Origin of the sequence: Thalassomonas sp. RHCl1 (assembly GCF_947387555.1) — a bacterium.
Taxonomy (GTDB): domain Bacteria; phylum Pseudomonadota; class Gammaproteobacteria; order Enterobacterales; family Alteromonadaceae; genus Thalassomonas.
The window spans coordinates 421,122-445,491 of record NZ_CANDNZ010000003.1; the positions used below are offsets into that span (position 1 = coordinate 421,122).

Annotated in this window: 29 protein-coding genes; 6 read left to right on the plus strand and 23 right to left on the minus strand. The window is 43.6% G+C overall.

The genetic code is table 11. The annotated features are described in order from the left end of the window. Window positions 1-109 precede the first annotated feature (109 nt). Window positions 110-997, plus strand: a complete 888-nt coding sequence (locus tag QL234_RS12165; protein WP_281558110.1) for an HDOD domain-containing protein — start codon at window positions 110-112, stop codon at window positions 995-997. 85 nt (window positions 998-1,082) lie between these two features. Here the strand turns inward: QL234_RS12165 and QL234_RS12170 are convergent, their stop codons facing one another. The 15 genes from QL234_RS12170 to QL234_RS12240 form a co-directional block, all read right to left on the minus strand. After that, the gene (locus tag QL234_RS12170) at window positions 1,083-1,295 is read right to left on the minus strand and encodes a hypothetical protein (protein WP_281558111.1); all 213 of its coding nucleotides are present in this window, start codon (window positions 1,293-1,295) and stop codon (window positions 1,083-1,085) included. Then, window positions 1,273-1,593: a hypothetical protein gene (locus tag QL234_RS12175; protein ID WP_281558112.1), complete on the minus strand. Its 321-nt coding sequence runs from the start codon at window positions 1,591-1,593 to the stop codon at window positions 1,273-1,275. Before QL234_RS12175 ends, QL234_RS12170 begins: the two co-directional genes overlap by 23 nt. An 83-nt stretch (window positions 1,594-1,676) precedes the next feature. After that, the gene (locus QL234_RS12180) at window positions 1,677-2,096 is read right to left on the minus strand and encodes an ABZJ_00895 family protein (RefSeq protein WP_281558113.1); all 420 of its coding nucleotides are present in this window, start codon (window positions 2,094-2,096) and stop codon (window positions 1,677-1,679) included. Between the two features lie 110 nt (window positions 2,097-2,206). Next, window positions 2,207-2,608, minus strand: a complete 402-nt coding sequence (locus tag QL234_RS12185) for a GFA family protein (protein ID WP_281558114.1) — start codon at window positions 2,606-2,608, stop codon at window positions 2,207-2,209. 126 nt (window positions 2,609-2,734) lie between these two features. Further along, window positions 2,735-2,995, minus strand: coding sequence for a hypothetical protein (locus QL234_RS12190; protein ID WP_281558115.1), 261 nt, complete (start codon window positions 2,993-2,995; stop codon window positions 2,735-2,737). A gap of 48 nt (window positions 2,996-3,043) precedes the next feature. Beyond that, the gene (locus QL234_RS12195) at window positions 3,044-3,496 is read right to left on the minus strand and encodes a hypothetical protein (RefSeq protein ID WP_281558116.1); all 453 of its coding nucleotides are present in this window, start codon (window positions 3,494-3,496) and stop codon (window positions 3,044-3,046) included. Between the two features lie 103 nt (window positions 3,497-3,599). Next, complete coding sequence (locus QL234_RS12200) at window positions 3,600-3,869, minus strand: hypothetical protein (RefSeq protein ID WP_281558117.1); 270 nt, start codon at window positions 3,867-3,869, stop codon at window positions 3,600-3,602. 85 nt (window positions 3,870-3,954) lie between these two features. Then, the gene (locus QL234_RS12205; protein WP_281558118.1) at window positions 3,955-4,362 is read right to left on the minus strand and encodes a hypothetical protein; all 408 of its coding nucleotides are present in this window, start codon (window positions 4,360-4,362) and stop codon (window positions 3,955-3,957) included. Between the two features lie 14 nt (window positions 4,363-4,376). Beyond that, window positions 4,377-4,658 (minus strand): antibiotic biosynthesis monooxygenase family protein, encoded by a 282-nt coding sequence (locus QL234_RS12210; RefSeq protein WP_281558119.1) that lies wholly within the window; start codon window positions 4,656-4,658, stop codon window positions 4,377-4,379. A 159-nt stretch (window positions 4,659-4,817) separates the two neighbouring features. Beyond that, a complete protein-coding gene (locus QL234_RS12215; protein WP_281558120.1) occupies window positions 4,818-5,495 on the minus strand; it encodes an HAD family hydrolase in 678 nt (225 codons plus the stop codon). A 226-nt stretch (window positions 5,496-5,721) separates the two neighbouring features. After that, window positions 5,722-6,900: a patatin-like phospholipase family protein gene (locus QL234_RS12220; RefSeq protein ID WP_281558121.1), complete on the minus strand. Its 1,179-nt coding sequence runs from the start codon at window positions 6,898-6,900 to the stop codon at window positions 5,722-5,724. Window positions 6,901-6,920: 20 nt separating this feature from the next. Further along, a complete protein-coding gene (locus QL234_RS12225) occupies window positions 6,921-9,896 on the minus strand; it encodes a pentapeptide repeat-containing protein (RefSeq protein WP_281558122.1) in 2,976 nt (991 codons plus the stop codon). A 440-nt stretch (window positions 9,897-10,336) separates the two neighbouring features. Then, window positions 10,337-12,607 (minus strand): molybdopterin cofactor-binding domain-containing protein, encoded by a 2,271-nt coding sequence (locus tag QL234_RS12230; protein WP_281558123.1) that lies wholly within the window; start codon window positions 12,605-12,607, stop codon window positions 10,337-10,339. Next, entirely contained in the window at window positions 12,604-13,107 is a 504-nt protein-coding gene (locus tag QL234_RS12235) for a (2Fe-2S)-binding protein (protein ID WP_044833792.1), read from the minus strand. Before QL234_RS12235 ends, QL234_RS12230 begins: the two co-directional genes overlap by 4 nt. Window positions 13,108-13,193: 86 nt before the next feature. Next, window positions 13,194-14,252 (minus strand): XdhC/CoxI family protein, encoded by a 1,059-nt coding sequence (locus QL234_RS12240; protein WP_281558124.1) that lies wholly within the window; start codon window positions 14,250-14,252, stop codon window positions 13,194-13,196. Between the two features lie 349 nt (window positions 14,253-14,601). Between QL234_RS12240 and QL234_RS12245 the strand changes: the two genes are divergently transcribed. After that, a complete protein-coding gene (locus QL234_RS12245; protein WP_044833790.1) occupies window positions 14,602-14,961 on the plus strand; it encodes a helix-turn-helix domain-containing protein in 360 nt (119 codons plus the stop codon). A 140-nt stretch (window positions 14,962-15,101) separates the two neighbouring features. Here the strand turns inward: QL234_RS12245 and QL234_RS12250 are convergent, their stop codons facing one another. The 5 genes from QL234_RS12250 to QL234_RS12270 all read right to left on the minus strand — a co-directional run bounded on the left by QL234_RS12250 (window position 15,102) and on the right by QL234_RS12270 (window position 18,321). Then, window positions 15,102-15,539: a DoxX family protein gene (locus QL234_RS12250; RefSeq protein ID WP_281558125.1), complete on the minus strand. Its 438-nt coding sequence runs from the start codon at window positions 15,537-15,539 to the stop codon at window positions 15,102-15,104. Between the two features lie 83 nt (window positions 15,540-15,622). Next, window positions 15,623-16,456 carry a putative DNA-binding domain-containing protein gene (locus tag QL234_RS12255; protein WP_281558126.1) on the minus strand — a complete coding sequence of 278 codons (834 nt, stop codon included), beginning with the start codon at window positions 16,454-16,456 and terminating at the stop codon, window positions 15,623-15,625. Further along, on the minus strand, window positions 16,446-17,432 hold the full coding sequence (locus QL234_RS12260; RefSeq protein WP_281558127.1) for a DUF692 domain-containing protein: 987 nt from the start codon (window positions 17,430-17,432) through the stop codon (window positions 16,446-16,448). Before QL234_RS12260 ends, QL234_RS12255 begins: the two co-directional genes overlap by 11 nt. A gap of 30 nt (window positions 17,433-17,462) precedes the next feature. Next, window positions 17,463-17,759, minus strand: a complete 297-nt coding sequence (locus QL234_RS12265; protein WP_281558128.1) for a DUF2282 domain-containing protein — start codon at window positions 17,757-17,759, stop codon at window positions 17,463-17,465. Window positions 17,760-17,853: 94 nt separating this feature from the next. Continuing rightward, a complete protein-coding gene (locus QL234_RS12270) occupies window positions 17,854-18,321 on the minus strand; it encodes a YHS domain-containing (seleno)protein (RefSeq protein ID WP_281558129.1) in 468 nt (155 codons plus the stop codon). Between the two features lie 109 nt (window positions 18,322-18,430). Between QL234_RS12270 and QL234_RS12275 the strand changes: the two genes are divergently transcribed. The 3 genes from QL234_RS12275 to QL234_RS12285 all read left to right on the plus strand — a co-directional run bounded on the left by QL234_RS12275 (window position 18,431) and on the right by QL234_RS12285 (window position 21,851). After that, window positions 18,431-19,258, plus strand: coding sequence for an AraC family transcriptional regulator (locus QL234_RS12275; protein WP_281558130.1), 828 nt, complete (start codon window positions 18,431-18,433; stop codon window positions 19,256-19,258). 856 nt (window positions 19,259-20,114) lie between these two features. Then, entirely contained in the window at window positions 20,115-20,699 is a 585-nt protein-coding gene (locus QL234_RS12280; RefSeq protein ID WP_281558131.1) for a hypothetical protein, read from the plus strand. A 24-nt stretch (window positions 20,700-20,723) separates the two neighbouring features. After that, complete coding sequence (locus tag QL234_RS12285; protein WP_281558132.1) at window positions 20,724-21,851, plus strand: hypothetical protein; 1,128 nt, start codon at window positions 20,724-20,726, stop codon at window positions 21,849-21,851. A 90-nt stretch (window positions 21,852-21,941) separates the two neighbouring features. On the opposite strand, the gene QL234_RS12290 is transcribed toward QL234_RS12285, so the two are convergent. Continuing rightward, the gene (locus tag QL234_RS12290; RefSeq protein ID WP_281558133.1) at window positions 21,942-22,115 is read right to left on the minus strand and encodes a hypothetical protein; all 174 of its coding nucleotides are present in this window, start codon (window positions 22,113-22,115) and stop codon (window positions 21,942-21,944) included. A 130-nt stretch (window positions 22,116-22,245) separates the two neighbouring features. Here QL234_RS12290 and purU point away from each other — a divergent pair, with 130 nt between their 5' ends. Next, window positions 22,246-23,124: a formyltetrahydrofolate deformylase gene (gene purU, locus QL234_RS12295; protein WP_281558134.1), complete on the plus strand. Its 879-nt coding sequence runs from the start codon at window positions 22,246-22,248 to the stop codon at window positions 23,122-23,124. A 133-nt stretch (window positions 23,125-23,257) separates the two neighbouring features. Here the strand turns inward: purU and QL234_RS12300 are convergent, their stop codons facing one another. Both QL234_RS12300 and QL234_RS12305 read right to left on the minus strand, forming a co-directional pair. Further along, window positions 23,258-23,524 (minus strand): nicotinamide mononucleotide transporter, encoded by a 267-nt coding sequence (locus tag QL234_RS12300; protein WP_281558135.1) that lies wholly within the window; start codon window positions 23,522-23,524, stop codon window positions 23,258-23,260. 447 nt (window positions 23,525-23,971) lie between these two features. Further along, entirely contained in the window at window positions 23,972-24,241 is a 270-nt protein-coding gene (locus QL234_RS12305) for a SymE family type I addiction module toxin (RefSeq protein ID WP_281558136.1), read from the minus strand. Window positions 24,242-24,370: the final 129 nt, after the last annotated feature.

Genomic DNA, 24,370 nt, shown 5'->3' on the forward strand with positions numbered 1-24,370 from the left:
AACCAGAATATTCAACTAGTTGATAGCATCCCCCTAAGTCTGCTTTACTTATTACAAGCTGTTGTCTATATACATTTTGATAAAGCGTGACTTATTGGCGGGAGGCCATATGTCGATAAATGTATCCACCGATTTTTATGATGTTATGTTTGGCAAGGGAAATGAAAATGACGATTTGAGCATAGTAGAAGAAAAAACATTTCATAATGTCAGAGATATCTTGACGGATGCCAAAAAACTAAACAAAGCAATACCGCCATTGCCTGACATTCTCATTAAGTTACTCGATATGTTAAAGGATCCTAATAGCGAGTTCTTGCAATATGTCGCGCTTATCAAAAAAGATCCGGGCCTGGCTTCTGCTGTTTTAAAGGTTGCCAACAGCGCGAAGTACGCCAGGCGCGAGCAAGAAATTGTCTCGGTACACAAGGCTGTTAATGTGCTTGGCACCGCAGGGATAACCAAAATTGCCTTATCGGTATTGATGGAAGCTTTAGTTTCCGTATCACCTGCCTACCACAAGAAGTTTGGCCTTCAAATCTGGAAGCACTCGCAACAATGCGCTGTTATGTGTGAGCTGTTAGCCGAAGACGAGGGCGAGAACGGAGTTGATGCTCATTTCTTAGGGTTAATTCATGATATAGGTAAAGTTGTTATTTACAATTGCCTCTGCGATGCCTTAAAAGCCATAGCGCCAGGCGAATCACCGGGAAGCCAGATATTTAAAGAGCTGATGTCTGAAATGTCTCTGGATATCTCTTATCACATCGCTAAAGAGTGGGGCATACCGGAAATATACTGCCAGGCCTTGCTGCAACAGCGCATTACCCCGTCTTCTCCCCTGGCCAAGCTGTTATATAAAGCCAATGCTTTATCTGAAGCCTACTTATTATTGCAGGCCGATATTATGGATGAAGATGAATTTAGTGACTTATTAAGCAAGGAGGCTGTTGATATGCGATTGTGGCAAGAGTTTTTGGAGATGACCTCAGAATAAGCATTAACCTAATATCAAGCTGACGCCTTCTTATGAAAAAACGATGACACTAGTCTCACGCGATGCTATTGCCGGTTCACCTAACCTATAATGGATTACAAGTCTCCCAAAAGCTTTTCTCAGAGGCTGCTGTTCCTTTAGCTAATAACACCTCTTGCAGCCTTTGCTTCACGGATTCACCTTCTTTGGAAAACTCAACAGAAATATACTCCATATAATATAGCGCGGCTTTATCATAAGTACTTAACGCTGGCAGGCGACTTTGCAAACTGCAATTATTCATTTTTATAACTTTCATATATACCTTGCCAACCCTCTTTTTCAGGGTATTTAGCAATATACTTTTCTACTTCTGTTTTTGAAGCGTACTTAAAATAAACACCAAAGTAATCAGCTAAATATTCTTCCCCTTGCCCCATCCGCCAAAACAGATCAGTGTTATCGAATTCCGGATATTTCAGCCATGGCGGGAGCGGTGGGTTCTGTTTAAGTTCTTGATCAAAAAGCTCTTTAAGCTTATTTTCCCAAGATGCCTGATGTTCAAGATATTTTTGCCAATCTTGCTCAGTTACTCCTTCAGGTTTGTCATTCGTCATAGTTACTACTGATAAAAATAAAATACATTAAGAAAATACGCATAGTAATTATAAAGCTAGCTCCGCCTGTTACAGTTGGACCGTCACTCTGGCTGGCCTGAACTTTGTGCAAGCTCTGGCCGCTGTTTTACAATTTGTTTTTTAACTCCAAAATTAACTGCAAGGAATAACAACAAATGCAGTGGAATGATTACTGCCAAACCAACGAACAGAAATTTAACCGGCACTTCACTGGCAAGCATGGTTGGAATGCCCAGTAAAAGACTCGCCAAGACATCACCTGCCAGCGCAGAGAAAATTAATTTCCATTTCTCGCTGCCTTCGATAACTCTTGCGTTTTTATTCGAGTAGGAATAGAAAAACCAGTAGGCGATAGCCATCAATATTGGTGTATTAAGGCTGTCAGCTTTTTCTACCTCTAAAAGCCCCATTGTGATCCCTGTTGCTGCCATCACTAACGTATAAACGATGGTGAAGCGTGTAAAAAATCCTAAAATACTCATATTCATCCCGTGAAGTTAACGCCTCAAACATGGCCCGGCGTACGCAGTGCGTAGCTCCAGCTAGCTTTGCAAGCAATCGTGATTTGATTTATTAGCTGCGTAACCCTGACTTAACCTGTAAACCCTTCCCGGTGTTGCTTGCCATTATCTGCTATCTCATCCCAACTGGCTTTAGAGTCAACGCATATATGGTGAGCAACCCTGAGCTCATCAGCGCCACTAGAAATGACCCCGGCAGGGACATACATCCGTGATTCATCATTGGCGCCAGGTAATGATGATCCGCAATTTTGGCAAAAGCTCGTTTCCCAGTCATGTTCAGGCTTATGCCAGGTTTTGATTAGCTCTTTCCCTCTAATCCAGCTAAATTCCTTATTATTTACTACTACCACAGCGATGCCATTACTACCGGTGGCCCTTCGACAGATTGAGCAATGGCAAACATACACATCCGAAACCTTAGCTGTAATTTCGAAGGCTATATCTCCGCAATTGCATTCTCCAGTAATCATAATTCTTTCCACTCCCGGGAATAATAAATAACAGTTAGCACCTTACATAACCAGATAATGATAACGGTTTAGAAACGCAGCAATCAGTTATCATTTCCCTTATTTATCAATTAACTATAACTTTTGCTAATCTCCACCGCCACCAGCACCGATACCGTTATGTGAGCCACCACCAAAAGAACCACCACCGGGAGCACTATCCTGGTCATTGCTTCGATGAAATAGCCACAAGCCAATAGCTCCAACGATTGGAATCAGCCACACGATAATGACTTGAGCGATTTTTTGAAAGCGCTCAAGATCATCACGCTTTGCGATATAAACCGAAACATAAAAATTCAGAAAACAAACTACAGCAAGAATCAAATACCAAATATTAAACTTCATCAATGCCCTCCTGGATTATAACTGCCCGAAACACCGGCTGGTATCTTATTAATGATTTCTTTCAGGCCAAATAATTTCTTTGCCTGACTCGTCATATGCCGGATAAATAGTCACGGCATTCACCCTATCATTTTGTACCCAAAAAGACAGCTCCAGACTTGGATGCCTGTACTCGTCGATAGCCAGTACAAACTCATCATCCAGTTTTATTGCCGGAAACCTTAACCTTAACTCTTTTGATGTTAAGCCAATAACAAGTAAGCCATTTATTGTTACCTGCTGTGACTCACAAGTAATGCTAGTGATCAAAAAGTCATCTTCCGAATCAAAGCACAACTCAATGCCGTTAGAATATTTCCAGTCTACAGTCCTATCCTGCGGCTTATCTTCGAGAGGGATAAAGGTACTTATTTCTTCAGGATCTCCCCAGGCAGCCCTAACCTCAGTCATATTCATGCCGAGATAAATTTTATCAACACCAATCTTTGCTTTTATTTCCATAGTCAACTAATGTTTGGCACACCAGAAGAGCAGACGCGAAGCGACTCATTTTTCTGCACGATACCCGTTGTCATGTTTTATTCGATTGGCATTGTGCATTCTATTATTTACCTGCCACATCGATTTGAATTAAAGCTTGCCGTATAACCTCTTCAGTTAAAGTGGATACAACAAACATATGCCTTGCTCCGTAATGAAAGCGAACTTTTGTTCCTGTTAGAAAATCACCACAATGCTTGATTGTTTCTGGAGAATGGAAGAAACACCAACGTTTGGAGCCGTCTTTCAAGGTAATACTGACTTCCACAGCACGCATAACCTGATCTGTGGAGTCCTCTATTTCAATATGTGAAATAACCTTGCTATTAGCCATTAACACTCCAGGAGCAACTTTGAAAGATGACGCCACCAGAGTTTACCGCCAAAAGCTCGGCCTTAAGGCGGACAAACTGATGGCCTTATGATGTATTTTTACGGCGGTAAACGACTGTCCAAAAATATATTAAAATGGCTAGCCAATGTAGAAAAAACAAACTGCAACCAACTAAAACTCTGTGTTTGATTTCATCATTGTCAAAGAAATCTTCTAACATTAACAGCCAGAAACCAACAAAAGTAATAAAAACCGTAGGGATCCCTACTTTTTCCAATAGCGAAGCTTGGCTCCAACCACCTTCATATGAATATTGATCGAACATTCCTGCTAGGGCAGCAATCAATACCACAACGACCACAAAACTATACCAAAAACCTGCAAATTTCTTCATAAAGTCTAAAACACTGTTCTCTAGCACCTGGTTAATATATGAGCCAAGCACTGACGAGCGATTTATTTCAAAAATGGCGTGACAGCCTTGGCTAGTCACAATTAAATCACTTATTAACTACGGTAAAAACTCCCCTTTGGCGGAGCGCCAATAAGCGGCATTGCAGCTGCCATTTTTTCTTTTGGATAGTTTTCTACTGATTGTTTATGACAGTGCTCAGAGTCCCATTTTTCTATCACGACAAAAATGTTTTCATCATCTTGGCTTTGCAATACCTCACATGACTGGCAACCTTCTGATGATGATATGTAAGACATTAATGACTTTAAAAAAGTGAACAGCTCTTCAGCCTTGCCTTCAGCCGCTAAAAATTCATTTATTCGGGTAATACTCATGGTAATCCTTACTGGTTATTGCTTAATGCTCACGTTTACGGGAAGTTGGAGAGCTAAGGCAGTTTATCTATCTATACTGATATTTAAAGTAAATTATTTTTCGATAATATCAGTTTGCTGCAATACATGCCCAAGCGAATAAATGATTAAACTTCGAGGTTATCCCTGCTCTTGCCAATCCGAAATAGTCCAGCCTTGCTGTTTGGCAACTTCAGTTAGACGGACATCAGGGTTGATACACATTGCCTGTTTAGCCATTTGCAATAGGGGGACATCATTTATCGAATCGCTATAAGCATAATCAACCACATCAGGAGTCAAAGAAAGAGAAGTTAACCACTGGTTCACCGCCAATACCTTACCTTCCTTAAAGCTAAAGGGTTCAATCACCTTGTCGGTGATACAGTTACCATTCAATCTATTTTCAATGCCGACACTATCCGCTACTGAAAAAAGCTTGGCTATGGGGTTCACGATTATCGCCGGGCTGGCAGAGACAATTAAGATCTTATGGTTTTGCTGTAAATGCCAGTTTAACCTTTCGATCCCCCGGGCAAAGCTTTTCGGGGCCACCACTTGCTCAGCAAATTGCCGCGCCAGGCCGTTAACATCAGCTATAGGCATACCATTAATGGGTTTAAACCAGCTTTTTAAATAAGCGGCCATATCCATGGTGCCATTATCATAATCTGTCATGATCTGCTGACATTCTTTTATCGCCTGTAGGCTGTGAGGCAACTTTTTCTCAGCTAAAAAGGCTAACCAGCCTTCAGCACTGTCAATGTTGATAAGGGTGAAATCAAGATCAAACACGGCGGTGATTGCTGTCGGCTTCATGGGGATGCCCTACTCCTATTTATAATGCTTAAAAAGTCTCAGCTTAGAATGTCAGTTAATGATGACAAATGAGTGAATATTTAATTTTTTTAAGCTCTAATTTAGGCCTTTTCATCAATCTCTTAGAGTTGCCGGAGATAATTGAAAGGCGATTAGCTTTTGTATAACAACAATCAGATCCAAAACAGCTGTTCGACTTATATTTTACTTGCCTTCAATCTCACCATCATAGTATGAAGTGCTCTGCCTTAACTTCTTCTTTAGCAAATATATCTCCAAGTTTAAGGAGTTCTTCAGTATTGCTCCCCTTATCCATTTCCCTCAACCGTTCAATATCAGCCTCACTATATTTGGATAGCGCAGCAGCAATATCAGGATTTTTATCTCCGTGGTACTTCCGATAGTTTTCACTTGTTTCTAATTCTACGTTGTAGCGGACATACGATAAAGAAGGCTTACCTGAGAGCAGATCACCTGAGAGATCGCCAATTTCATAATTGATATAACGGTTTGTGGGTGAGTTTGATAAGTACTGCATCAGCAGTTCAGTATTGTCACAAGCATCCAACATCAACATTTCCGGTACATTTTGCGCCCAAAAGATATTCCACGGATTTTTGAGTTTCTTGGCATCTAAACGGCGCTTCCAAAAGCCTGTACCAACAGAAACAATCAATAGATCTTCTTTATTGGCAGACCAGTGATAAGGGAAACCATCAAGCGTGGCGATAAGAAAAAGTTGTAATGCCGGGTTATTTGCCATACTTACGCCGCCATCAACAAACATGCCAAAGTCAGGCTCCGCAGATAAGCCAACATCCAGCTCTATCGGTTTAAAAAAAGTCGGCGCAGCAGAGCTTGCACGTAGTATTTTCCACAGCGGGATATCACAATTGTCCTCAAAGAATTTGCCGTCAGGGTGGTTGATAAAAGGCCAGGTACTAAAATTATCTGCACGCTTGGTAACAACACAAAGGCCTGTTTTGATGCTAGGTGAGCCTAAGGTGATTTTTTCTGAGATGATTTCTTTGATTGCTTTCTCAAGTGGTTTAACAGACCACTTGGTATAAAGCTTGTCTACCAAGCGTCCAATAAGAGGAAGATGCTTTATCAGGTATGCAGGCTTTGAAAAAACTTTTTTTCCTAGTTTTTCATAATTCTTTCTTATCGTTGCTACATCAAAACCAAGTGCTAACTGTGCCGCAATAAGTGCGCCGGTGCTCGTCCCGCCGATCAAGTCAAAATAATCAGAAAGAACGGCATCTTCCTTATCAAGTTCCTTACGCACTATTGTTTCAATATTTTGTAGGTAGCCAAGTGTTAGACAACCACGAATTCCTCCACCATCGATGGATAGGATGCGCTTTTCGTTAGAAACAGCATTAGCTTTTTTCGATGAATCCACTTTAGTGCTCCAGATTATGACTATGAGCTGTAACCGATAACATCGCTGAGATCAGCTCCATTGAGATTAGCTCCACTGAGATCAGCTCCACTGAGATTAGCTTCACTGAGATTAGCTCCACTGAGATTGGCTCCACTGAGATTAGCCTCATTAAGATTAGCCTCATTAAGATTAGCTTCACTGAGATTAGCTCTACTGAGATTAGCTCCACTGAGATTGGCTCCACTGAGATTAGCCTCATTGAGATTAGCCTCATTAAGATTAGCTTCACTGAGATTAGCTCCACTGAGATTAGCTCTATCGAGCTCAGTTCGATAGAGTTCAGCTCGATAAAGCCCAGCATTTCTCAGATCAGCTCTTATGAGATAAGCTCTACTGAGATCAGCTCTGCTGAGAGCAGCTCCATTGAGATTAGCTCCCGATAGGAATGCTCCCATGAGAATGGCCTTGCTTAAATTAGCGTTACTAAGATTTGAGCCTGTATAATTACCCTGTGCCAAATTAACGTTATAGAGATCTGCCTCACGTAAATCACAACCGATTGCCATGATAAACCCTGAAAACTCATTTTTATGAAGTTTAATCCTTTCTAAAAACATAAGGTTAATGTCCTGCTTCCCCCACCCTTCAGTTGTAAACTTAGAAATTAATGCTTTGAAAAAACCTACACCGCCAGGCTGAAAGCGAAGAGTGCGCCCCAGATCTGAGCAATAGGTTAGCTCCCGCTTTTTAAGGTTATTTTCAGGGCTTAGTCGCTTCGATAGTCGCTCAAAAATATATGCGGTTATTTGCATTAGTGCATGCCCCAAATGGGAGTCCAGCACACTTGTGCGGATTGGAGCCAAATCATCATTAGTATCAAATGGAATCACTTGTTGAAAGAGCGCATCAATATAAGGCTCTTCCCAGCGTGAACGAGCACGGCTTCCTGTAGGCTGGTGCCGAAGCAAAGCCCCCTCAGCCCACCAGGCATAAACAGATAAAACGGCATCCCGTAACCATTGCCACTGATTAAGGTTTGACGCCATGTGGTTTTCAATTAACCAAAATAAATGAGTTCTTACTTCTTCTGTTAACCATTGCGGTGACAATAAATAAGCAAGTCGTCTTGACAGATCGTACTCAGGGGTGCCACGGTCAAAATCTTGCCAATAGTCATAATTTTTATGTGGTTCAAACAGGCCTTGTTGTGTTTTAGCGACATCTAGCAGCGCTGAAAAGATTGCTTCTGCAAACAAATATTCACGAAAACTTTTATGTAGAAACTCACAGCCAAGGTTGGTATTGCCGCCTTTAAAGTAAAAATTGATAACCAGCTCTTGTAATGCTGTTTCTGTATCCGCTTGATGGTGCCAATTACTCAATAAATGTTCTAGTATGGGTAATTCGCTGTCTTCAAAGCGAGCTTCTAACTCAGTAAAAGAGACTGACTCCCCTCGCAGTATACTGATGGTCGCTGCAACTTCTTGTAATAACCGCCGCAAATTTTCTCCACCACGGTGAGCAGCATCTTCCAGGTCTTCATCTTGTCCCTTACCGGCATGCTTCACTGTAATATTGATTAATTCATGGTAGAGCGCCGTGGGCTTGCTGATAAGATCTTGAGGTAACTTGTCTGTTTCTGAAAAAACTCTGAATGAAAGGTATGCCAACAAAGGATTTCCGAGAAAATCCCCTGTAGAATCAGAATTCTGCTGCTCTTCATTAAACCAAGCCTCATAATGATCAAACACAGGTTTAAGTGTTTGCAGGTCAATTGACCAGGCAGTCTTTCCTATCTCTCCACAGGGGTTATTTTGCGCATCAAGGAGGTACTGAGAAATATTTTTTGCATATTGTTGTAGCTGCTCCGGACGCATGGCGCGCATGGTAAGTATTGGTGTAGTTTTTCGCAGAACTCCACTGTGAGAAACCTCGTTTGAAGGACGTCCCGTCAATACCAAACGCATCTTTACGCCACGTTTCTTGATGAAATAATCACGTATTTTTGGCAGCCATGTAGATAATTGAGCTTTAAATGAGACGTTGCCGGTAAGACTTACCTCATCCCAACCATCAAGGATAATAACTGTTTTACAAATTTCAGCTTGCTGAAACTTTATTCTCTCTTCAAGCAGAGTATTAATGATCTCTGAATCCGGGTTTGGTGAGTCTTCATCAGCAAAGCCGATTCGGATTGCATCATCCAGTAATTCATCTACCGTTGAAAAACTACTTAAACGTAAGTCTTTAAATTTAATGATGATTGGTTGCAAACCTTCATCAATTAATTTACTTGCCAGTCGATAGGTAAAGGCCGACTTACCTGCACCAGGCCCAGCTTGAATGGTAATTAAATCTGAAAAATCAGAATTTCCCATCAAAGAGAGTACGGTTTCAAGCATGGGCTCTCGCCCACCACATTCACCTTTCTCTTGAAAAGGATCTTTTTTGTCATTTTGAACCTGCTCCCACAGCAATGACCCGCACTCCGGTTCAATGTAAACATCGGCAAGTGCATAAGGTTCTTTTTGAAATATTGGCGCATCGTGATATTGCCAATAGAGCCATGCCTGATGGGCTGCCAGATAATCATTTGCAGTACGTTCTTGAGAGGAAACACCTGATAAGGCAGTTTTTATTTTTTCGAGATAATTATCAGCAGTTATGACCCCCTTAGTACCTTGAATTTCATCAAGTATCCCCGTATCAAAAAATTCACTTTCAACGCAAACAGGAATCACCTGGATATCCATTATATTCCAGCGGGCAACAAGTACCGCCCACTCTCTTCGACACCAGTCTGAAGCGTTGGCTTCCTTACTTAGAATAACAATGGCGGCATCACAACCAAGCAGCCAATCATAGAGTTCACGCGTCCAGCGTTTGCTAACTTCCATATCAGCGTCGCGTAGCAAGTCAAAATCTTGGCCAAGTTCCTTTTCAATCTCTTGAATGACCCCATCACTGGCCTGGTGGCCACTTTTATAACTTATGAACAGCTTTGGTAGTGACATTTCTTTCCCTTGCTCTCTTTTGCCGTTGGTTGCAGAGTACGGGTACTCTTAATTTTCAACAGAATGTATTTTTGTTGTAGATTAAAGAGGGTGAGTCAAAACAATAAGCGCCTACTTATGGCAGTGAGCAAGTAGTCTGTAACTTCCTGTCCCTAAAGCTAACGTTTATTATGCAGACATCTCAGTAATTCCATCTACTTAATTGCTCCATTATCTACCGTAAAGCTTTTTAGTTTCAAACTTTTAAAGGATATATTTTGAACTATTTATAAAAATTAACTGCTATTAATGAGGAGTCATTGTAATAAATCATCCTCATGTCCATCGCTTTTATAAAATCATTGTGGGATAAGGGAGCGGATTCACTCCCTATTGCAGGTGGCAGCCCTAAACAGAGCTATTGCCACTTGGGCAGATTCATCAAGGGCAGCTAAGTTTCCCTAGCTGTTTAAAAGGCGCTTAACTTCGTCGGCACGAATAGGTAAGTCACGTACCCTGACACCAACCGCATCAAAAATAGCATTGCCTATCGCCGGAGCTACGGCAATAACTCCGGGCTCACCTAAACCAACCGGCGCTTCTTCGCTTTCAACAAAACGAATATCCAATTCAGGGACATCATTCATGCGAAGGGGAGAATAGCTATTTAAATTGGTCGCTGATATTTTGCCCTCTTTAAAAGCATTACCTTCATGCAAGGCCAAACTCACGCCCCACAGTACCGAGCCTTCAAGCTGCGCCAATGCCCCGTCAGGATGGACAACCAATCCGCAATCGACCACCAGGGTGAGTTTTTTCAGGGTAACTTCACCTGTGCCACGGTTAACTTTAACTTTTGCGACACAGCTTATCCAGGTAGGCATAGTACGTTCCTGGCCCGCGCAAACCGCAACGCCCATGCCCTCATCAGCAGCCAGTTTTTCTCCCCAGCCGGAAGCTTCTTTCGCCTGTTTAAGGGTATGCGCCAAGCGTTCAGCACCGGCTTTATTTTTCCCTTTGCCGTCAAGCAGGTTTAAACGAAACGCTAACGGGTCCTGTTTACTTTGATGGGCAATTTCATCCATAAAAGACTCAACTCCCCAACCGATCCAACCGGGGCCAACCGAACGTAACCAGCCGGGTAAGAAAGTGCGCTGTGCCAGATCGTTATTGATCGCCCGAACCCTATGGTTCTCTATGCTGTACCAGTGATCCGCACCACTGGTTGAAAAGGGATCTATTTTACCTTTTTTATCGAGACTGTCCGGCATAAAGCCCGGTGCCATCGACAGGGTTGGCCAGCCTGCCGTCAGGGCATGCTCAACCGAGAGTAAGGCATTTTTTCCGTCAAAAGCGGCGTCAAAGCGTTGTACCGACGGTGAACGCGGTTGACTGAAAATAGAGTCATCTTCACGAGTAAAAATGAGTTTCACCGGCTTCGAGATTTTCTGCGCCACTAAAGCTGCCGGGAGCATATAATCGCCAAAAAGCCTCCTGCCAAATCCACCGCCAAGATAATACTGATGTATCACCACCTTTTCGGCCGGTAAACCGAGTGCTTTTGCTACCGCCGGTAAGGTGAGCGACTGCCATTGATTGCCGCTATGGACATGACAGACGCCGTCGATAAACTCTACCGTTGCATTTAAGGGCTCCAGCTGGAAGTGAATAGCAGACGCTGTTTTATAGGTCGAAGTTAAGTGAGTTTCTGTCAGATCTGTAACCGCGCCAACATCCCCTTCATCAACAAACAGCACTCCCTGGTTTTTATCATTAACCAGCCGGGTACCTTCTTGCTGGATATCTTCTTCCGATACTGCAGCTGTGGGGCCTTTTTGGTAAGAAACGCTTATCGCCTTAACAGCATTCATGGCCGCAGCATAAGTTTCGCCAAGCACGATAACCCAACCTTGTATCATGTCACTGGGGTCTGTGATGATCTCATAACCTAAATAACCGGCAATGCCTTTGGCTGCCTGATCTTTTACCTCTATAACCTTGCTACCATAACGTGTCGGCGGCACAATAGGACGCGCATACACCATGCCCGGTACTTCCACGTCTATGCCATATTTGGCACTGCCGTCGGTTTTCGCCGGGATATCCAGTGCCTGACTTTTTTTCCCCACCAGCTTCAACTGCTTCACCGGTTTTAACGGCAGGTTTTTTATCTCTTCCGGCGTTAAGATTTTATCAAATTTGCCGCGCTGGATGATCTCAGAAAAACTTACTTTCTTGTCACCGGAGATCACAAAGCCCTGCTCGGTATCGCAGCTTTCGGGACTCACCCCCAACATTTTGGCACCGGCCTCTATCAAGGCTATCCGTCCGGCAGCACCGGCTTGTGACAACATTTTGAAGTTCTGGAATACCGACCAGGAACCGCCGGTGACCATAAAGCCCCATTTAGGATCGGTATCAACATGGCGGATACGAACCGAATACCAGTCAGCCCCCAGCTCATCACAAACAATGCGCGCGAAGGCCGTGCCAACATGCTGCCCCATTTCGGCCTTGGCAATATTTACCAGCACTTCGCCCTCGCTGTTCATTTCTATCCAGACATTCGGGCTGAACGACTTACTGGCCAGTAAGGCTTGTGCCGAAGGCGAATTGACCAAACCCGAGACACCGCCAAAGGCCATCAGTAATGAAGTACCGACACTGCCGATCATAAAGCGACGCCGTGAAGCATCTATCTCATTTTGCTGCTCATTTTTTTGCTTGCTCATTCGCTTAACTCCCTGGCACTCTCTGATTGCGGATCATAAATTTCAACTGTCCCGGCAGACGTTGCAGCCGCGGTTTTTATCGCTGATTTGATACGTTTATAGGCCATGCAGCGGCACAGGTTCGAATTCATATGATTGACAATATCGTCATCAGACGGATTGGCATTGGTGGCAAGCAAAGTCGCTGCCTGCATAATTTGCCCCGACTGGCAATAACCGCACTGGGGCACTTGCTCGTCTACCCAGGCTTTTTGTAAAGGATGTTTCCCTTCCAGCCCCTCTATTGTCCTGACTTCTTGTCCGGCAACAGCACTCACAGGTAACACGCAAGAGCGGGTGGCCTGATCACCTAAATGCACGGTACAGGCCCCGCACATGGCAATACCGCAGCCAAACTTAGTGCCCGTGAGTTTAAATTCGTCACGAAGCACCCAAAGTAACGGGGTATCCTGGGCGACCGAAGTGGTCACTTTTTTACCATTGAGCATAAATTCAATCATAATTTTTCCTACTCATCATATAAAACCCGGTAATTTCATGAATTAACAATAAGTTACTCACTAAAGCACAGGGCGTATTAAAAAAGTTAGGCCAAGCGCTTAAGGTGATTAACCACCGGCGTTTGCCCTAAAACTCCACTGATAGATTTCGCCGTTTTCTGTTTTAAACTGGCATGGCATTCACTCAAAATAGCCAGCGCAATACTTTCAGGCAGCTCAGCGCCTATATCTAAACCGGCAGGGCCTGCCAAAGGGAAAGGTAGCTGTTCAGGCGCCAGCTTGGCTTGCTCCAGCACCTGAAGTTTGCGGTGTGCCGGCCCCAATAACGCCAGATAACTGATAGAAGATGTCAGCAAGGCCGTCACGGCTTTAGCGTCCAGGCTGATGTTATGTGTCATGACCACAGCCGCATCTATTTGATTGGCTTGAATAAAGGAGCTAAGCGCCTGCTCGTCGCCGGAAATGATATCCTTAGCTTTTAAAAAGTATTCTTTTCTTGCATTCGCCGGCCTGGGATCCCAAAGGCTCACGCGCCAGCCTAACTGATAGGCAATTTCAACCACCGGACGGGCGTCAAAACCGCCGCCCGCCACCAGGATATGCGGCTCGGCAACCACAGGTGTTGCTAACCATTGGCTTATTTCATTGTTATGCTTACGGGGAGCAAACTTTGCCCGGGGGTTTTTATCAGCAAATACGGATAATTCAAAACTGGCTTGATCAGGCTCGCCGTTATCTGGAATTCTTTGATAATAAATCCCGGTTTTCCTGGCTTTTAGCGCATCAAATACACAGGAGAGCTCAAGGTAGTTGTTATCACTATTTATCAGCTGCAACATGATATACAGGGTACCGCCACAGCCAATGCCGAGCTGAAAAGACAAGTCATCTTCGTCGCTGCCATCATAACAAAGCAGCATGCTTTGCCCGGTTTGCATCACTTTACGGGCATTTTTCGCAATGTCCGACTCTAAGCAGCCACCGCTTAACATGCCAAATTGCTGACCGAAACTGTTGAATAACATCATAGCACCGGCTTTGCGATAACAAGGGCCGTTATGATCATAAATGGTGCCTAATACCCATTCGCCCTGATCTTTCTTTGCATACCACTGTGTTAAAAGATGAGATAACTGATTACTCATAAATCTTGCCTTGTAAAAATGCCTTTAGATAAACCTCCGCTGTTTTCGGCAATTTGCACCAGAAAAACCCGTTGCCTGGCATTGGCAATCACAAGATCAGCGCCCACAGGTGGTGAGTACTAAGGCTTTAGCTACGGCTAAAACTTGAAATATGACATCCGGGTTTATCACCTATGCCATAAAGCATAGTTGAAGCCAGCTTAACCAAGTCAGCATTAGCATTAGAAAACAGCGAATATTGGCTGAATCAGATGATTTCGCTCCCTTCCAGCCTGTGGTATATTTTAGTTACCTAATAAACCTTATCAATTAGTTTACTTTTGGTAACCTGGATTAACACTGGTGATAAATGGAAAAATGTGTTGTAGAAACAGATAGTAACGGCAGAAAAAAAGTTTTAAACGCCTGTACTGAACCTTGTGCGATCGAAAAGGGCATGCGTTTAATTGGCGGGAAATGGAAAGGCTCTATTATTTATAAGTTAAAAGATGAACCCGTACGTTTTAATGATTTAACCCGCATGCTCGGCGGCGCCAGTAAGAAAATGGTCGATCAACGGTTAAAAGAATTAGAAAGCGAAGGCATGGTGTTACGTACCGTCATTAATGACAGGCCGGTTGCAGTAACCTATGAGCTCACCGAATTTGGCAGAAGCGCCCTGAGCCTTTTAGAAGACCTAAGGGTATGGTCCGAGTCCCACCAAATTTAGGCTGATTAAAGATCAGCACTTTTCCATACTGACTTCAAAGTAATTTCGCTGTATTCGTCTTGAACCGGCAATAAAAAACGGCTGGAAATGCAATGAACATTGCAAAACCAGCCGGATTCATTCTCAGCAAGTTCATCTCACTACGATATTTTCAATTTGCGGTCCAGGCTGAAACGTTCGCCGCCAAGCAGTACAAGCATCACCAATAAACTGCCCCATAGCACATGCTGGTTTAACGCCGCCGGGCTGATATCCACCAAACTCAATACCGCGACATAATTCACCACAAACAATCCCAGCGCCGACAACCGGGTGAACAAACCTAAAGCCAATAATACCGGCAATATCAACTCACCTAAGGTGCCGGACCAGGCGGCGGCAGCCGGGGATAATAACGGAACTTCATACTCGTATTCGAACAACATCAGAGTCGACTCCCAATCGCGCAACTTGGTCAGTCCCGATTTAAAGAAAATACCGGCAATATAAATCCGAACCAGGACATTCGCCGGTGAAAGCAAATAATGGCTGAAATCTAAAATCCGGTTGTGTAATAACCTGGCTTCTAGCAGTGTCATAATAATAACTCCTGTGGTTGACGCCGATCGCTTACCGGCGCGCTAAGATAGATAAATGTTATTTAGCCTAACTCTAAGTGGCGTTAAGCCGTCGGCGTTAAATAAACGCCGTTAAGTTGCTGTTGTTCGATGGCTTTTGGCAGCCAGTCGACAATAGCGAAGTCTTCACTGACCTGATCTAATGCCTGACCGAGGGATAAAGCCCGATCAGGCTTAGCCGACAGCCACAGCTGTAACCACTGATATTCAGCAGCGGTAATTGAGGCATATTGCGCCTGAAAATGCGGGCGCCAGACAAGGTAATAGAAGCCCTTATCACCGTTATTTTCCCTGTTGCTGTCTTGAGACTTTCCCCGATATTTTTGCGAACAAAAGCCTAAGTGCATGTCTATCTCCTTAAGCGTTAAACTTGGGTTTTCTTTACTTAATTGCGTCATTTCATTGATGATCACATCTAAGGGAAAAGCAGACTTTACTACCCGGGTACCGGCGCTTAAGCTCAGGGAAAGCCGATATGGATCTTGCCCTGACAATAAATTAAGCGAGTCCAGATCCCGGCTGATATTTTCACTGCGCTCGCATTGATGACAGGCATAATCAAGCTCAGCAAGCGAGGCAAGCAATGCAGCATGGTTAATGGCTTGCCCGGCAATAAAGTGCGGAAAATCAAAACCAAACTCTCCCCAGTCATATTCGCTCTTAAACCCGGTTTGCAGGTAATTTTTTACCAAGCCTTGAAACACCGCTTCACCAACAAACGAATGTACCGTGGCGAAGGTGATTTTTAATGCAAAGCAGGCATTGTTAAGCAAACTTCGTTGATAAATCGCCAGTCCCTGTGCAGTGATTGGCGCACCGGGACGGGTTTGTGAAAAAATAGCTTCAAGTAAACTTGATTGCTGATGTTCAAGCGCCATAATTTACCGCCTCCGCCATGACTTGATGATGCGCACCCGGTACCTGCTCCGAAACCTGTGTGTCAGCACTATACACGTCTTTAAAAACCTCCAAGGCGATAGCTTTTGCTTTAGCCGCTTCGCCAACCAGGGTTTGCCAGCAAGGTAGATCATTGTCCCACTCGATCAGGGTGGCGACAGCGCCAAATCTTTCCAACGCAAAGCGGTATAAAGTCCAGACCTCGGGAGAGACCGCCTGGCTATGATCATCTATCATCAGCTCTCCTTCCTCCACAGGAGTACAACCGGCAAGGTGCAATTCACCGACACAATCTTGAGGGATAGTAGTTAACCATTTCTTGGTATGCTCGATAACATCAAGCTTGCCGCCATTTGGCTGCAACAAGGCATGATTTTGAGCATTAACCACTAAGTTATTAATATCGATTAATAACTTGCAGCCGGTTAAGCGGCAAAGTGCCACTAAAAACTCACTTTCACTGTAGGTAGAACCGGGCAATACCAGGTAAGCCGACAGGTTTTCCAGCAAAATGGGCCGTTTTAATATCGCCTGCACCCGGCTGATATTGGCCGCCATCACTGCCAAGGTTTCATCATTAAAAGGCACAGGCAGCAGATCGCCGCCGTGAACCGGCTGGCCGTTTATCTCAGCCCAGCTAAAACAGGCATGATCGGACACCATTATCGGCTGGCAAAGCCTGATCAAATCGGCCAGCTGCTGAATTTGTGCCTGCGGCGCCGGCAAAGCCGATCCCAGCCCGAGTGATGTGGCATGCAAACTGATATCATAGTGTTGCTTGATATCAGCCAGCAACGCCCGGCTCACGCCGCCTGCAGCAAAAAAGTTTTCTGCATGCAGTTCAATAAAGTCGATATTAGCTGGAGTGTCTAAGGCATCTTGATAATGCACATGCCTTAAACCAACACCGATTTTCGGCAAGTCTGTCGGTGTCTTCAACTGTGTAGGAAACATCATGTTTTTCTCCAGTAATATCGAAAAGGGGCACTATTTAGCTTTTTTCAGCTGCTTAATAATTTCACGGGCTTCTTTGCGGGTGTATCCTCCCTGGCTTTTACACAAACCTTTGGTGACTAAGCGCCATTCGCCCGGATCGTTATCAACGGTTGATTGCCCGGCACAGGAGTGGGTTCCCGCCAAATTACTGCAATCGTTTTGTCCTGCCGGGCTGATGCCGTAACACTTCTCTTTTTTCGCCCGTCTTTCCGCCGCTTCGGCATCGGATAAAACGCCTAAAGCTAAAGTGGCGGCAAGTGCGGTTGATATGGCTAATTTATGACTCATGTGACTCTCCTGAAATTAATACTGATTTACGCCCCTGAAAACATCTTGTTTTCAGGAGTAATAAACTTTTGCGTTCGCCGTCTAGCTGGCAAAATTAAAGTTCGGCCGCCGGCACTTTTCTGATGTCCTGCCAGTTATCGTCTGACTGGGCAAGGTAGCCGGGCACATCGGTCAGCCATTTCTTTTGCACGTCTTTATTGAGGTTGAGGTAAAGTTTTCCATCAACAATTTTCCAGGCTAACGGGTCGGTATCAAATTTCTTTTCCATCGCGACACCAAAGGCACAATAACCGCCGTATTGAGGCGCGTACCTGGCCGGATTCTTATTAAACATGTCGCGGTTTTCTTCACTGCTGAAGCGGTATATGCCGCCTTTATAGGTTGCGGTATAATCAGCACTGCCCATTTTCGGCGCTGTCATGGTGTAATAACTCACCGGGTCGTAACCTTTAATGGCCAAGTCATTGGCATCTGCGTTCATGTCGATGTCAGCCGCAAATGACAGGCTGCTAACAGCAAACAAAGAAACAGCTAAAGCAGACTTTAAACGTGTGGTAAACATAAAATTTCCTCGGGTATTGTTTGTTAAGGACGGGAGAAATAATACTGTTGAATAACGGGGCTGTGGGATACAATCGTCCGAACTTTGAGTCAAATCGTCCAGAGATGTCATGGATCACCTTTCACAAATCATTGACCACTTCAAATTAACCGCCGGCGTTTTCTACACAGGCAAGCTTTGTGGTTTGTCGCACTTCAATGAAAATGAAGCCCTAGAAGGGCATATCCACTTATTGCGCAGCGGCGTACTGGCTGTAAACGGCCTGGACAAGTCGCCACTTGTGCTTGACCAGCCTTCCATCATTTTTTTGCCGCGGCCGACAAAACACAGCCTTAAAGCACGCGAAATAGATAATGCCGAGTTGATTTGTGCCAACATCACTTACGACAGCAGCAGTACCAGTTTGCTGGCCGATGCCCTACCCGACATGTTGATCTTGCCGTTAGAGTCATCGCCGTTTTTACAAACCAATATTGACTGGATAATCAGCGAAGCAGGCGATGAACAACAGGGACGTCAGGCGGTCATGAACCGTCTGATGGAGATTTTCATTATCAATATGCTGCGGTCATTATTGGTCAAGGGAGAGCTTGCCCGTGGAATGTTAGCAGGTTTGATGCACCCGCAGCTGAAACAGGTCTTACAGCAGCTGCATAATGCCCCGCAGGAGAACTGGTCGTTAAATAAAATGGCCGAACTGGCCCTGATGTCGCGCTCAAAGTTTGCCGAGATATTTAAAACAGTGATAGGCCAGACCCCCAACGACTACCTGGTGAGCTGGCGTGTCGCTACCGCACAATCGTTATTAAAACAGGGCAAAAGCGTCAGCCTGGTTGCCAACAGCGTCGGCTACGATACCGCATCGGCATTAGCCCGGGTGTTCAGGAAAACCTGCGGCATGTCGCCAAAACAATGGCTGGATAGTTTGTCACTTTAACTTACGTCTGCAAACAATAGGCTTCATCAAACTCTACTTATATAAAATTCAATTAAGTGGCTGGCAGTAATAACCCTGTTAGTACAAAGCACAGCCCCTTGCCAACAGCGTTCAGGCGCTGCTTTTGCGCAATTAACGAGCTTCCGGCCACTAAACACATGAAACTATAAAAAATAAGATTGTGGCATAACTAAAACAATTATTACCGTTAACCCGCCAAGCTTTTGTGCTGTTTAAACCTTACTTAATAGTCTTACGCAACATTATTGCATGCGGCTAAATACTTTTCGGTACCTGCTGGTAATAACAAAAGGCCAAGAGCCAGATACACAGAATTACGATTGAATAAACTCTTTTTAAATCAAACAGAAATACTCAACCATTTGCATATTCCATCAAATTTATCTGCTTATTTTTATCACTATATGGGGCTCCAGGAATACAGGGAAAGTTTTTGATAATTAAAGTGCGAGAACTTACTGCTTTGAGACACTATGACTCCAAGTGCATTCAAAGCTTCTCAATTGAGGCCATGGTAATAAGTTAACATTTGAACCTGACTCAGGCTCATCATTATCAGGTATGTGCACAATCGTGACGGACGATAAGTAATGAATAATTACTTCACGAAACTGTTGTTTTTAATGGTTAAAAATTTCAACTCTTGATGATTTTTCAATGAAAAAGTTGAAATTGCCACCTTTTGAGGTGATGTTTCATGACAATGCTTATGCGCTGATACACACCATAAAAAACAGTATTTTTAGCTTTACTGCTTTGCTAGATATATATGTATAGGGAATAAACAACACAGGGAGGAGTTATATCTACTTAGCAGCAAATGAGAAATTGACCGATGAAACCAATATTTCTTGTTATGCTTTTAACAACGCTGTTCAGTGCCTGTAGCCATTCAAGTGAAAAAATAGAAGTAAATCAACCTGTCAGCCCAAAAAGTCATATTCCTCAATGGGTTTTCAACCCTGTGATTAAGGACGGGATTGCGGCATCGAATTGTGTAAAGTTTTCAGGAAACATTTCCACTGACCAAAAAAAAGCCACTGCCAATGCCCGTACCTTTCTGGCTCAGCAAGTGCAAACCTGGGCTGAGGCGTTGGACAAAACCTATGACAGCAGAAGCGATTTAAACGATAGTACAACTTCAAATTCAACTTTTACTTCAATTTCCAGGCAGCTCACCAGCGAAACCTTAAATGGTATCCGGGCCGTTAAGTTCGACATTGCCACCATTAATAATGTCGATTATTACTGCACCCTGGTTGCTTTAAGCCCGGATGCTGTTGAGGTACTTTTCAAGCATGTCGTTGATAAATCTCGCTTAAAAGACAAGCCGACAGAACAAAATTTTCCCTATCAAGAGTTTAAGGCCCACACAACTAAGGAGGAGCGAGAAGCTGAAATAAAACATTCAATAAACTAACCAAACATAGTGAGACCTTATCTAATGAAAAATTTATTAATTGCAGCAATCGCTGTTACTGTTATCACAGGTTGTCTATCAACCCCCAGTGCTAAAAAATCAGTGCTGATGCCAGCCAAAATTAATGGTATGCAAGGAGTAAAAAGTATCGCGGTGATCCAGGTTGATGGCACAGATAAGCCCTGGTATAGCGACCTTAAGAAGGATGCCTTGCCAAAATTTGAGGCTTTTCTTGCCAATATTGATGTTGACGGAGAGCGCTATTTTAACGTGATTGACCAATCCCACATTGAGCGTGAGAAGGAAGAGCAGCAGATCTCATCTCAGGCAACTTCTGATGAAGAAACCGCGATAAAATTGGGACGCTCAGTGAGCGCCGATACCGTTTTCATGGCTCATTACCAAGTTTCAGATATAGAAACATCCACTTATCAGGCCAAGGTTCGAGGAGAATGTCTTAAAGAGCACGAAGCCACGGAAAAAGTGACGAATTTCCTGGGAGAAGGAAGCGGCTGTTATGAATACGATGAAATAACTGTTGATTGTGAAAAGAAAACTGTAAATGTTGAATTCACCCCCAAAGCAACCAAGGTAGAGAGCGGCGAGATAGTTTATGCAAAAACCTATAAAGCAAGCGCTACCTTTAAAGAATGTCCAAATGAGGAAAATAAAACGTTCAAATCAAATAGTGCACTGGTCGGTGATTCACTCGATATCATATTTGCACAAATGAGAAGGGATATTGCCCCTTACTCACTTTTGCTGAATTTAAAGCTGATTGATGGTGATAACACTGCAATGCCTGAAACAGTAAAAGGCGTTTTTGACCGGGGATTATTTTTTGCTGAAAATGACATGCTTGACCGTGCTTGTGCAAAATTCGAACAAGCGGCATCTGATTATAGCCAATCTCCGGCGCTGATGTATAACTTAGGCGTATGCCTGGATATCCAGGGAGAGTCTGATTCCGCCAAAGGGTTTTATGAGCAGGCATTAGATTTGTCTGCCGGCTTGTCATCAAGTGATACCGGCTTAGTGCTTAATGCAATAAAAAGGCTGGAAGGTAAAACAGATTTAGACAAGCATAACAAGCGTGACCCTGATTGGCCCTTTAAATCAATGCAAGACAGCATTACCAATCTTTTTCAGTAAAAATTACGCCTTTGCCCTGGTGACCCTGCCGGGGCAAGGGCTTGATTCATATACGAGTCTCTATGTATTACTGACATCTCTTTCTTATGGCTATTTTTTATGGCTTGCTCGACCGCATTGCCAAACAGCTTGCCCCAGACCGCTACCAAAGTAATTTGATAATACATAGATTTGCTTTAGCTCAGCACTTAAACCTGCCAAAGCTAAATTGGTTTTAAAGGTGTAGAGCCATAAAGCATACAACCCAAGCATTGTTAAATGCATAATAAACCCCAGTAAGATTTGCATTGCCGTTTTTGATGTATTAAAAGGAGCAATACTTACTTCAATAAAAGCAACTCAGCTAGAACTTATGAGTGCTAACTGGCTTTTTATTAACAATAAAGGATCGAAAATGTCCGATACAACACCGGCACCACAAACCCACATTTTAACGGCAGACAGCCCTAGCCAGCCCGGTACGGTGGACGTTGTTACCCGTTTTTTATATCAGCAGGGATTTTATATCAATGAAATTCACTCGTTCGATGATACCGATAAAGAGCGTTTCTTTATCCGTGTGGAATTCAGGCCCGATAAAGAACAAGTATTCGATCGCGATGCGTTCTGCAGCGAATTTGATAAGCGGGCCAGTGAATTTGATATGCAATGGCAACTTGCCTCCAGCCCGTTTAAATCAAAAGTCGTCATTATGGTCTCGAAACACGACCATTGCCTTAACGATTTATTATACCGGTACCGCACGGGTGATTTGGCGATAGAGATTCCAGCGATCATCTCTAACCATCCTGATTTAGAGGAACTGGCTAAATGGCATGGCATTCCGTATTACCACCTGCCAATCAGCAAAGAAACTAAACCGCAACAGGAAGCAAAAGTATGGAAAATCATCCAGGACTGTGAAGCCGACCTGGTGGTATTAGCACGTTATATGCAGGTTTTATCGAGTGACATGTGCGAAAAACTTTCAGGTAAAGCAATTAATATCCATCACTCACTGCTACCGGGTTTTAAGGGCGCAAGGCCTTATTATCAAGCTTATGATCGCGGCATTAAGCTAGTTGGCGCTACAGCACATTATGTAAGTGACGATCTTGACGAAGGGCCGATTATTAGCCAAGGCGTAGAAACGGTTGATCACTGCTATTACCCACAAGACCTGGCCGCAAAGGGACGTGATATAGAATGTTTAACCCTGGCGCGAGCGGTTCGTTGTCATATCGAACACCGAATCTTCCTACACGGCCAAAAAACCGTGGTATTTAGTAAGTAAACCAATGCAACTCTGCTTTTAAAGGACATAGCGGCGAAGAGAATAGATTGCCCTTAAAAAGTAAAGGTCTGAGATGGTGTCATATAAATTCCTAAAATGAGTTAAAAATCAGGAATTGGCACCATAGTCCCTGTTATGTATTTAATGCAGCAGACTCTTCTTTTAAAGCCGCCTTATTCCAATTGATAAATCCCCTGACATTAATGAGGAAAAAGGCAAAATTGCCGATAGCCATACCGTAGCTAGACATAAAAAACAAACCCAACACAATCCAAAACACGTTTGAAATTGCAAATATAACAAAACCTGATTTTTGCTTATTTCCAAGCAGATATACGGCATACAAGCTTAAAGCAATTGCAAACCAATCAATCCCGTAATGCGCAAATATATTTTCCATTGATTCATTTTACCCTGACTTGAGAAACACATAACACCACATTAAGCGGCTAACGACATTTTGGCTCTTTAGCCCACTCTTTCCAGGTAATATTTCTACCGGGAAATGCAATTTTAGAGAAAGGCCAATGCTCTTGAAGCCAATTCAAGACGATTTTACCGAATTAATTACAATAGACAATTATCCAACCATATCAGTTTATTCTAAACAATTATTAGCATTATCAGTTTTTTATAAACAATTTCTAGCATTTTCACTGCATGAAATACCGCTTTATATTGTCTAATAAGAAAAGTTCGCCATAATACTCAAAATTACTGATGCAATGCTTCTACCCATCCCCTATCCACCAGAGAAGCTAAACCAAGCCGGGCAGCTGTGTTTAACCGCAACCGCCCGACTGCACTCTTACCAATACTGCTTCCTGATGGCCGAGTTTAGATAAACCTATTCAGGTGCGACGTGCTTAGGTTTGATGACAATTTCCTCCTGATTTACCATAACACTAACTTTCTGGCCAACAGAAAAACCGGCCCGCCGCAGCCATTTCCCCCTGAGTACCACACAAGGTTCAATGTTCACAGGAACATAGTTAATGCCGATGCCGCGGGTTTTACCTGCTGACTCGCAGCTGGTTTCCAACACGGTAAGTTGTCGATAAATAGGATATTTTACTTTTGCCGGGCCTGGCTCTGACGTATGATGATATTCAGCCATGACTTACTCCTAGCTAGTTCGTTGTGGTTAGCGACCTCTGGGTGTGTGCGCACTCAGGGGTTGCGACTTGGGTTACTGCTGTTATCGCGTTACTTACATGATAACAGCGGTGCTTGAATAGAAAATATT

Excerpts from the sequence above, each read along its gene's own strand:
- QL234_RS12165 (WP_281558110.1), top strand. The coding sequence starts at position 110 with ATGTCGATAAATGTATCCACCGATTTTTATGATGTTATGTTTGGCAAG.
- QL234_RS12170 (WP_281558111.1), bottom strand. The coding sequence starts at position 1,295 with ATGAAAGTTATAAAAATGAATAATTGCAGTTTGCAAAGTCGCCTGCCA.
- QL234_RS12175 (WP_281558112.1), bottom strand. The coding sequence starts at position 1,593 with ATGACGAATGACAAACCTGAAGGAGTAACTGAGCAAGATTGGCAAAAA.
- QL234_RS12180 (WP_281558113.1), bottom strand. The coding sequence starts at position 2,096 with ATGAGTATTTTAGGATTTTTTACACGCTTCACCATCGTTTATACGTTA.
- QL234_RS12185 (WP_281558114.1), bottom strand. The coding sequence starts at position 2,608 with ATGATTACTGGAGAATGCAATTGCGGAGATATAGCCTTCGAAATTACA.
- QL234_RS12190 (WP_281558115.1), bottom strand. The coding sequence starts at position 2,995 with ATGAAGTTTAATATTTGGTATTTGATTCTTGCTGTAGTTTGTTTTCTG.
- QL234_RS12195 (WP_281558116.1), bottom strand. The coding sequence starts at position 3,496 with ATGGAAATAAAAGCAAAGATTGGTGTTGATAAAATTTATCTCGGCATG.
- QL234_RS12200 (WP_281558117.1), bottom strand. The coding sequence starts at position 3,869 with ATGGCTAATAGCAAGGTTATTTCACATATTGAAATAGAGGACTCCACA.
- QL234_RS12210 (WP_281558119.1), bottom strand. The coding sequence starts at position 4,658 with ATGAGTATTACCCGAATAAATGAATTTTTAGCGGCTGAAGGCAAGGCT.
- QL234_RS12215 (WP_281558120.1), bottom strand. The coding sequence starts at position 5,495 with ATGAAGCCGACAGCAATCACCGCCGTGTTTGATCTTGATTTCACCCTT.
- QL234_RS12225 (WP_281558122.1), bottom strand. The coding sequence starts at position 9,896 with ATGTCACTACCAAAGCTGTTCATAAGTTATAAAAGTGGCCACCAGGCC.
- QL234_RS12230 (WP_281558123.1), bottom strand. The coding sequence starts at position 12,607 with ATGAGCAAGCAAAAAAATGAGCAGCAAAATGAGATAGATGCTTCACGG.
- QL234_RS12235 (WP_044833792.1), bottom strand. The coding sequence starts at position 13,107 with ATGATTGAATTTATGCTCAATGGTAAAAAAGTGACCACTTCGGTCGCC.
- QL234_RS12240 (WP_281558124.1), bottom strand. The coding sequence starts at position 14,252 with ATGAGTAATCAGTTATCTCATCTTTTAACACAGTGGTATGCAAAGAAA.
- QL234_RS12245 (WP_044833790.1), top strand. The coding sequence starts at position 14,602 with ATGGAAAAATGTGTTGTAGAAACAGATAGTAACGGCAGAAAAAAAGTT.
- QL234_RS12250 (WP_281558125.1), bottom strand. The coding sequence starts at position 15,539 with ATGACACTGCTAGAAGCCAGGTTATTACACAACCGGATTTTAGATTTC.
- QL234_RS12255 (WP_281558126.1), bottom strand. The coding sequence starts at position 16,456 with ATGGCGCTTGAACATCAGCAATCAAGTTTACTTGAAGCTATTTTTTCA.
- QL234_RS12260 (WP_281558127.1), bottom strand. The coding sequence starts at position 17,432 with ATGATGTTTCCTACACAGTTGAAGACACCGACAGACTTGCCGAAAATC.
- QL234_RS12265 (WP_281558128.1), bottom strand. The coding sequence starts at position 17,759 with ATGAGTCATAAATTAGCCATATCAACCGCACTTGCCGCCACTTTAGCT.
- QL234_RS12270 (WP_281558129.1), bottom strand. The coding sequence starts at position 18,321 with ATGTTTACCACACGTTTAAAGTCTGCTTTAGCTGTTTCTTTGTTTGCT.
- QL234_RS12275 (WP_281558130.1), top strand. The coding sequence starts at position 18,431 with ATGGATCACCTTTCACAAATCATTGACCACTTCAAATTAACCGCCGGC.
- QL234_RS12280 (WP_281558131.1), top strand. The coding sequence starts at position 20,115 with ATGAAACCAATATTTCTTGTTATGCTTTTAACAACGCTGTTCAGTGCC.
- QL234_RS12285 (WP_281558132.1), top strand. The coding sequence starts at position 20,724 with ATGAAAAATTTATTAATTGCAGCAATCGCTGTTACTGTTATCACAGGT.
- QL234_RS12290 (WP_281558133.1), bottom strand. The coding sequence starts at position 22,115 with ATGCATTTAACAATGCTTGGGTTGTATGCTTTATGGCTCTACACCTTT.
- purU (WP_281558134.1), top strand. The coding sequence starts at position 22,246 with ATGTCCGATACAACACCGGCACCACAAACCCACATTTTAACGGCAGAC.
- QL234_RS12300 (WP_281558135.1), bottom strand. The coding sequence starts at position 23,524 with ATGGAAAATATATTTGCGCATTACGGGATTGATTGGTTTGCAATTGCT.
- QL234_RS12305 (WP_281558136.1), bottom strand. The coding sequence starts at position 24,241 with ATGGCTGAATATCATCATACGTCAGAGCCAGGCCCGGCAAAAGTAAAA.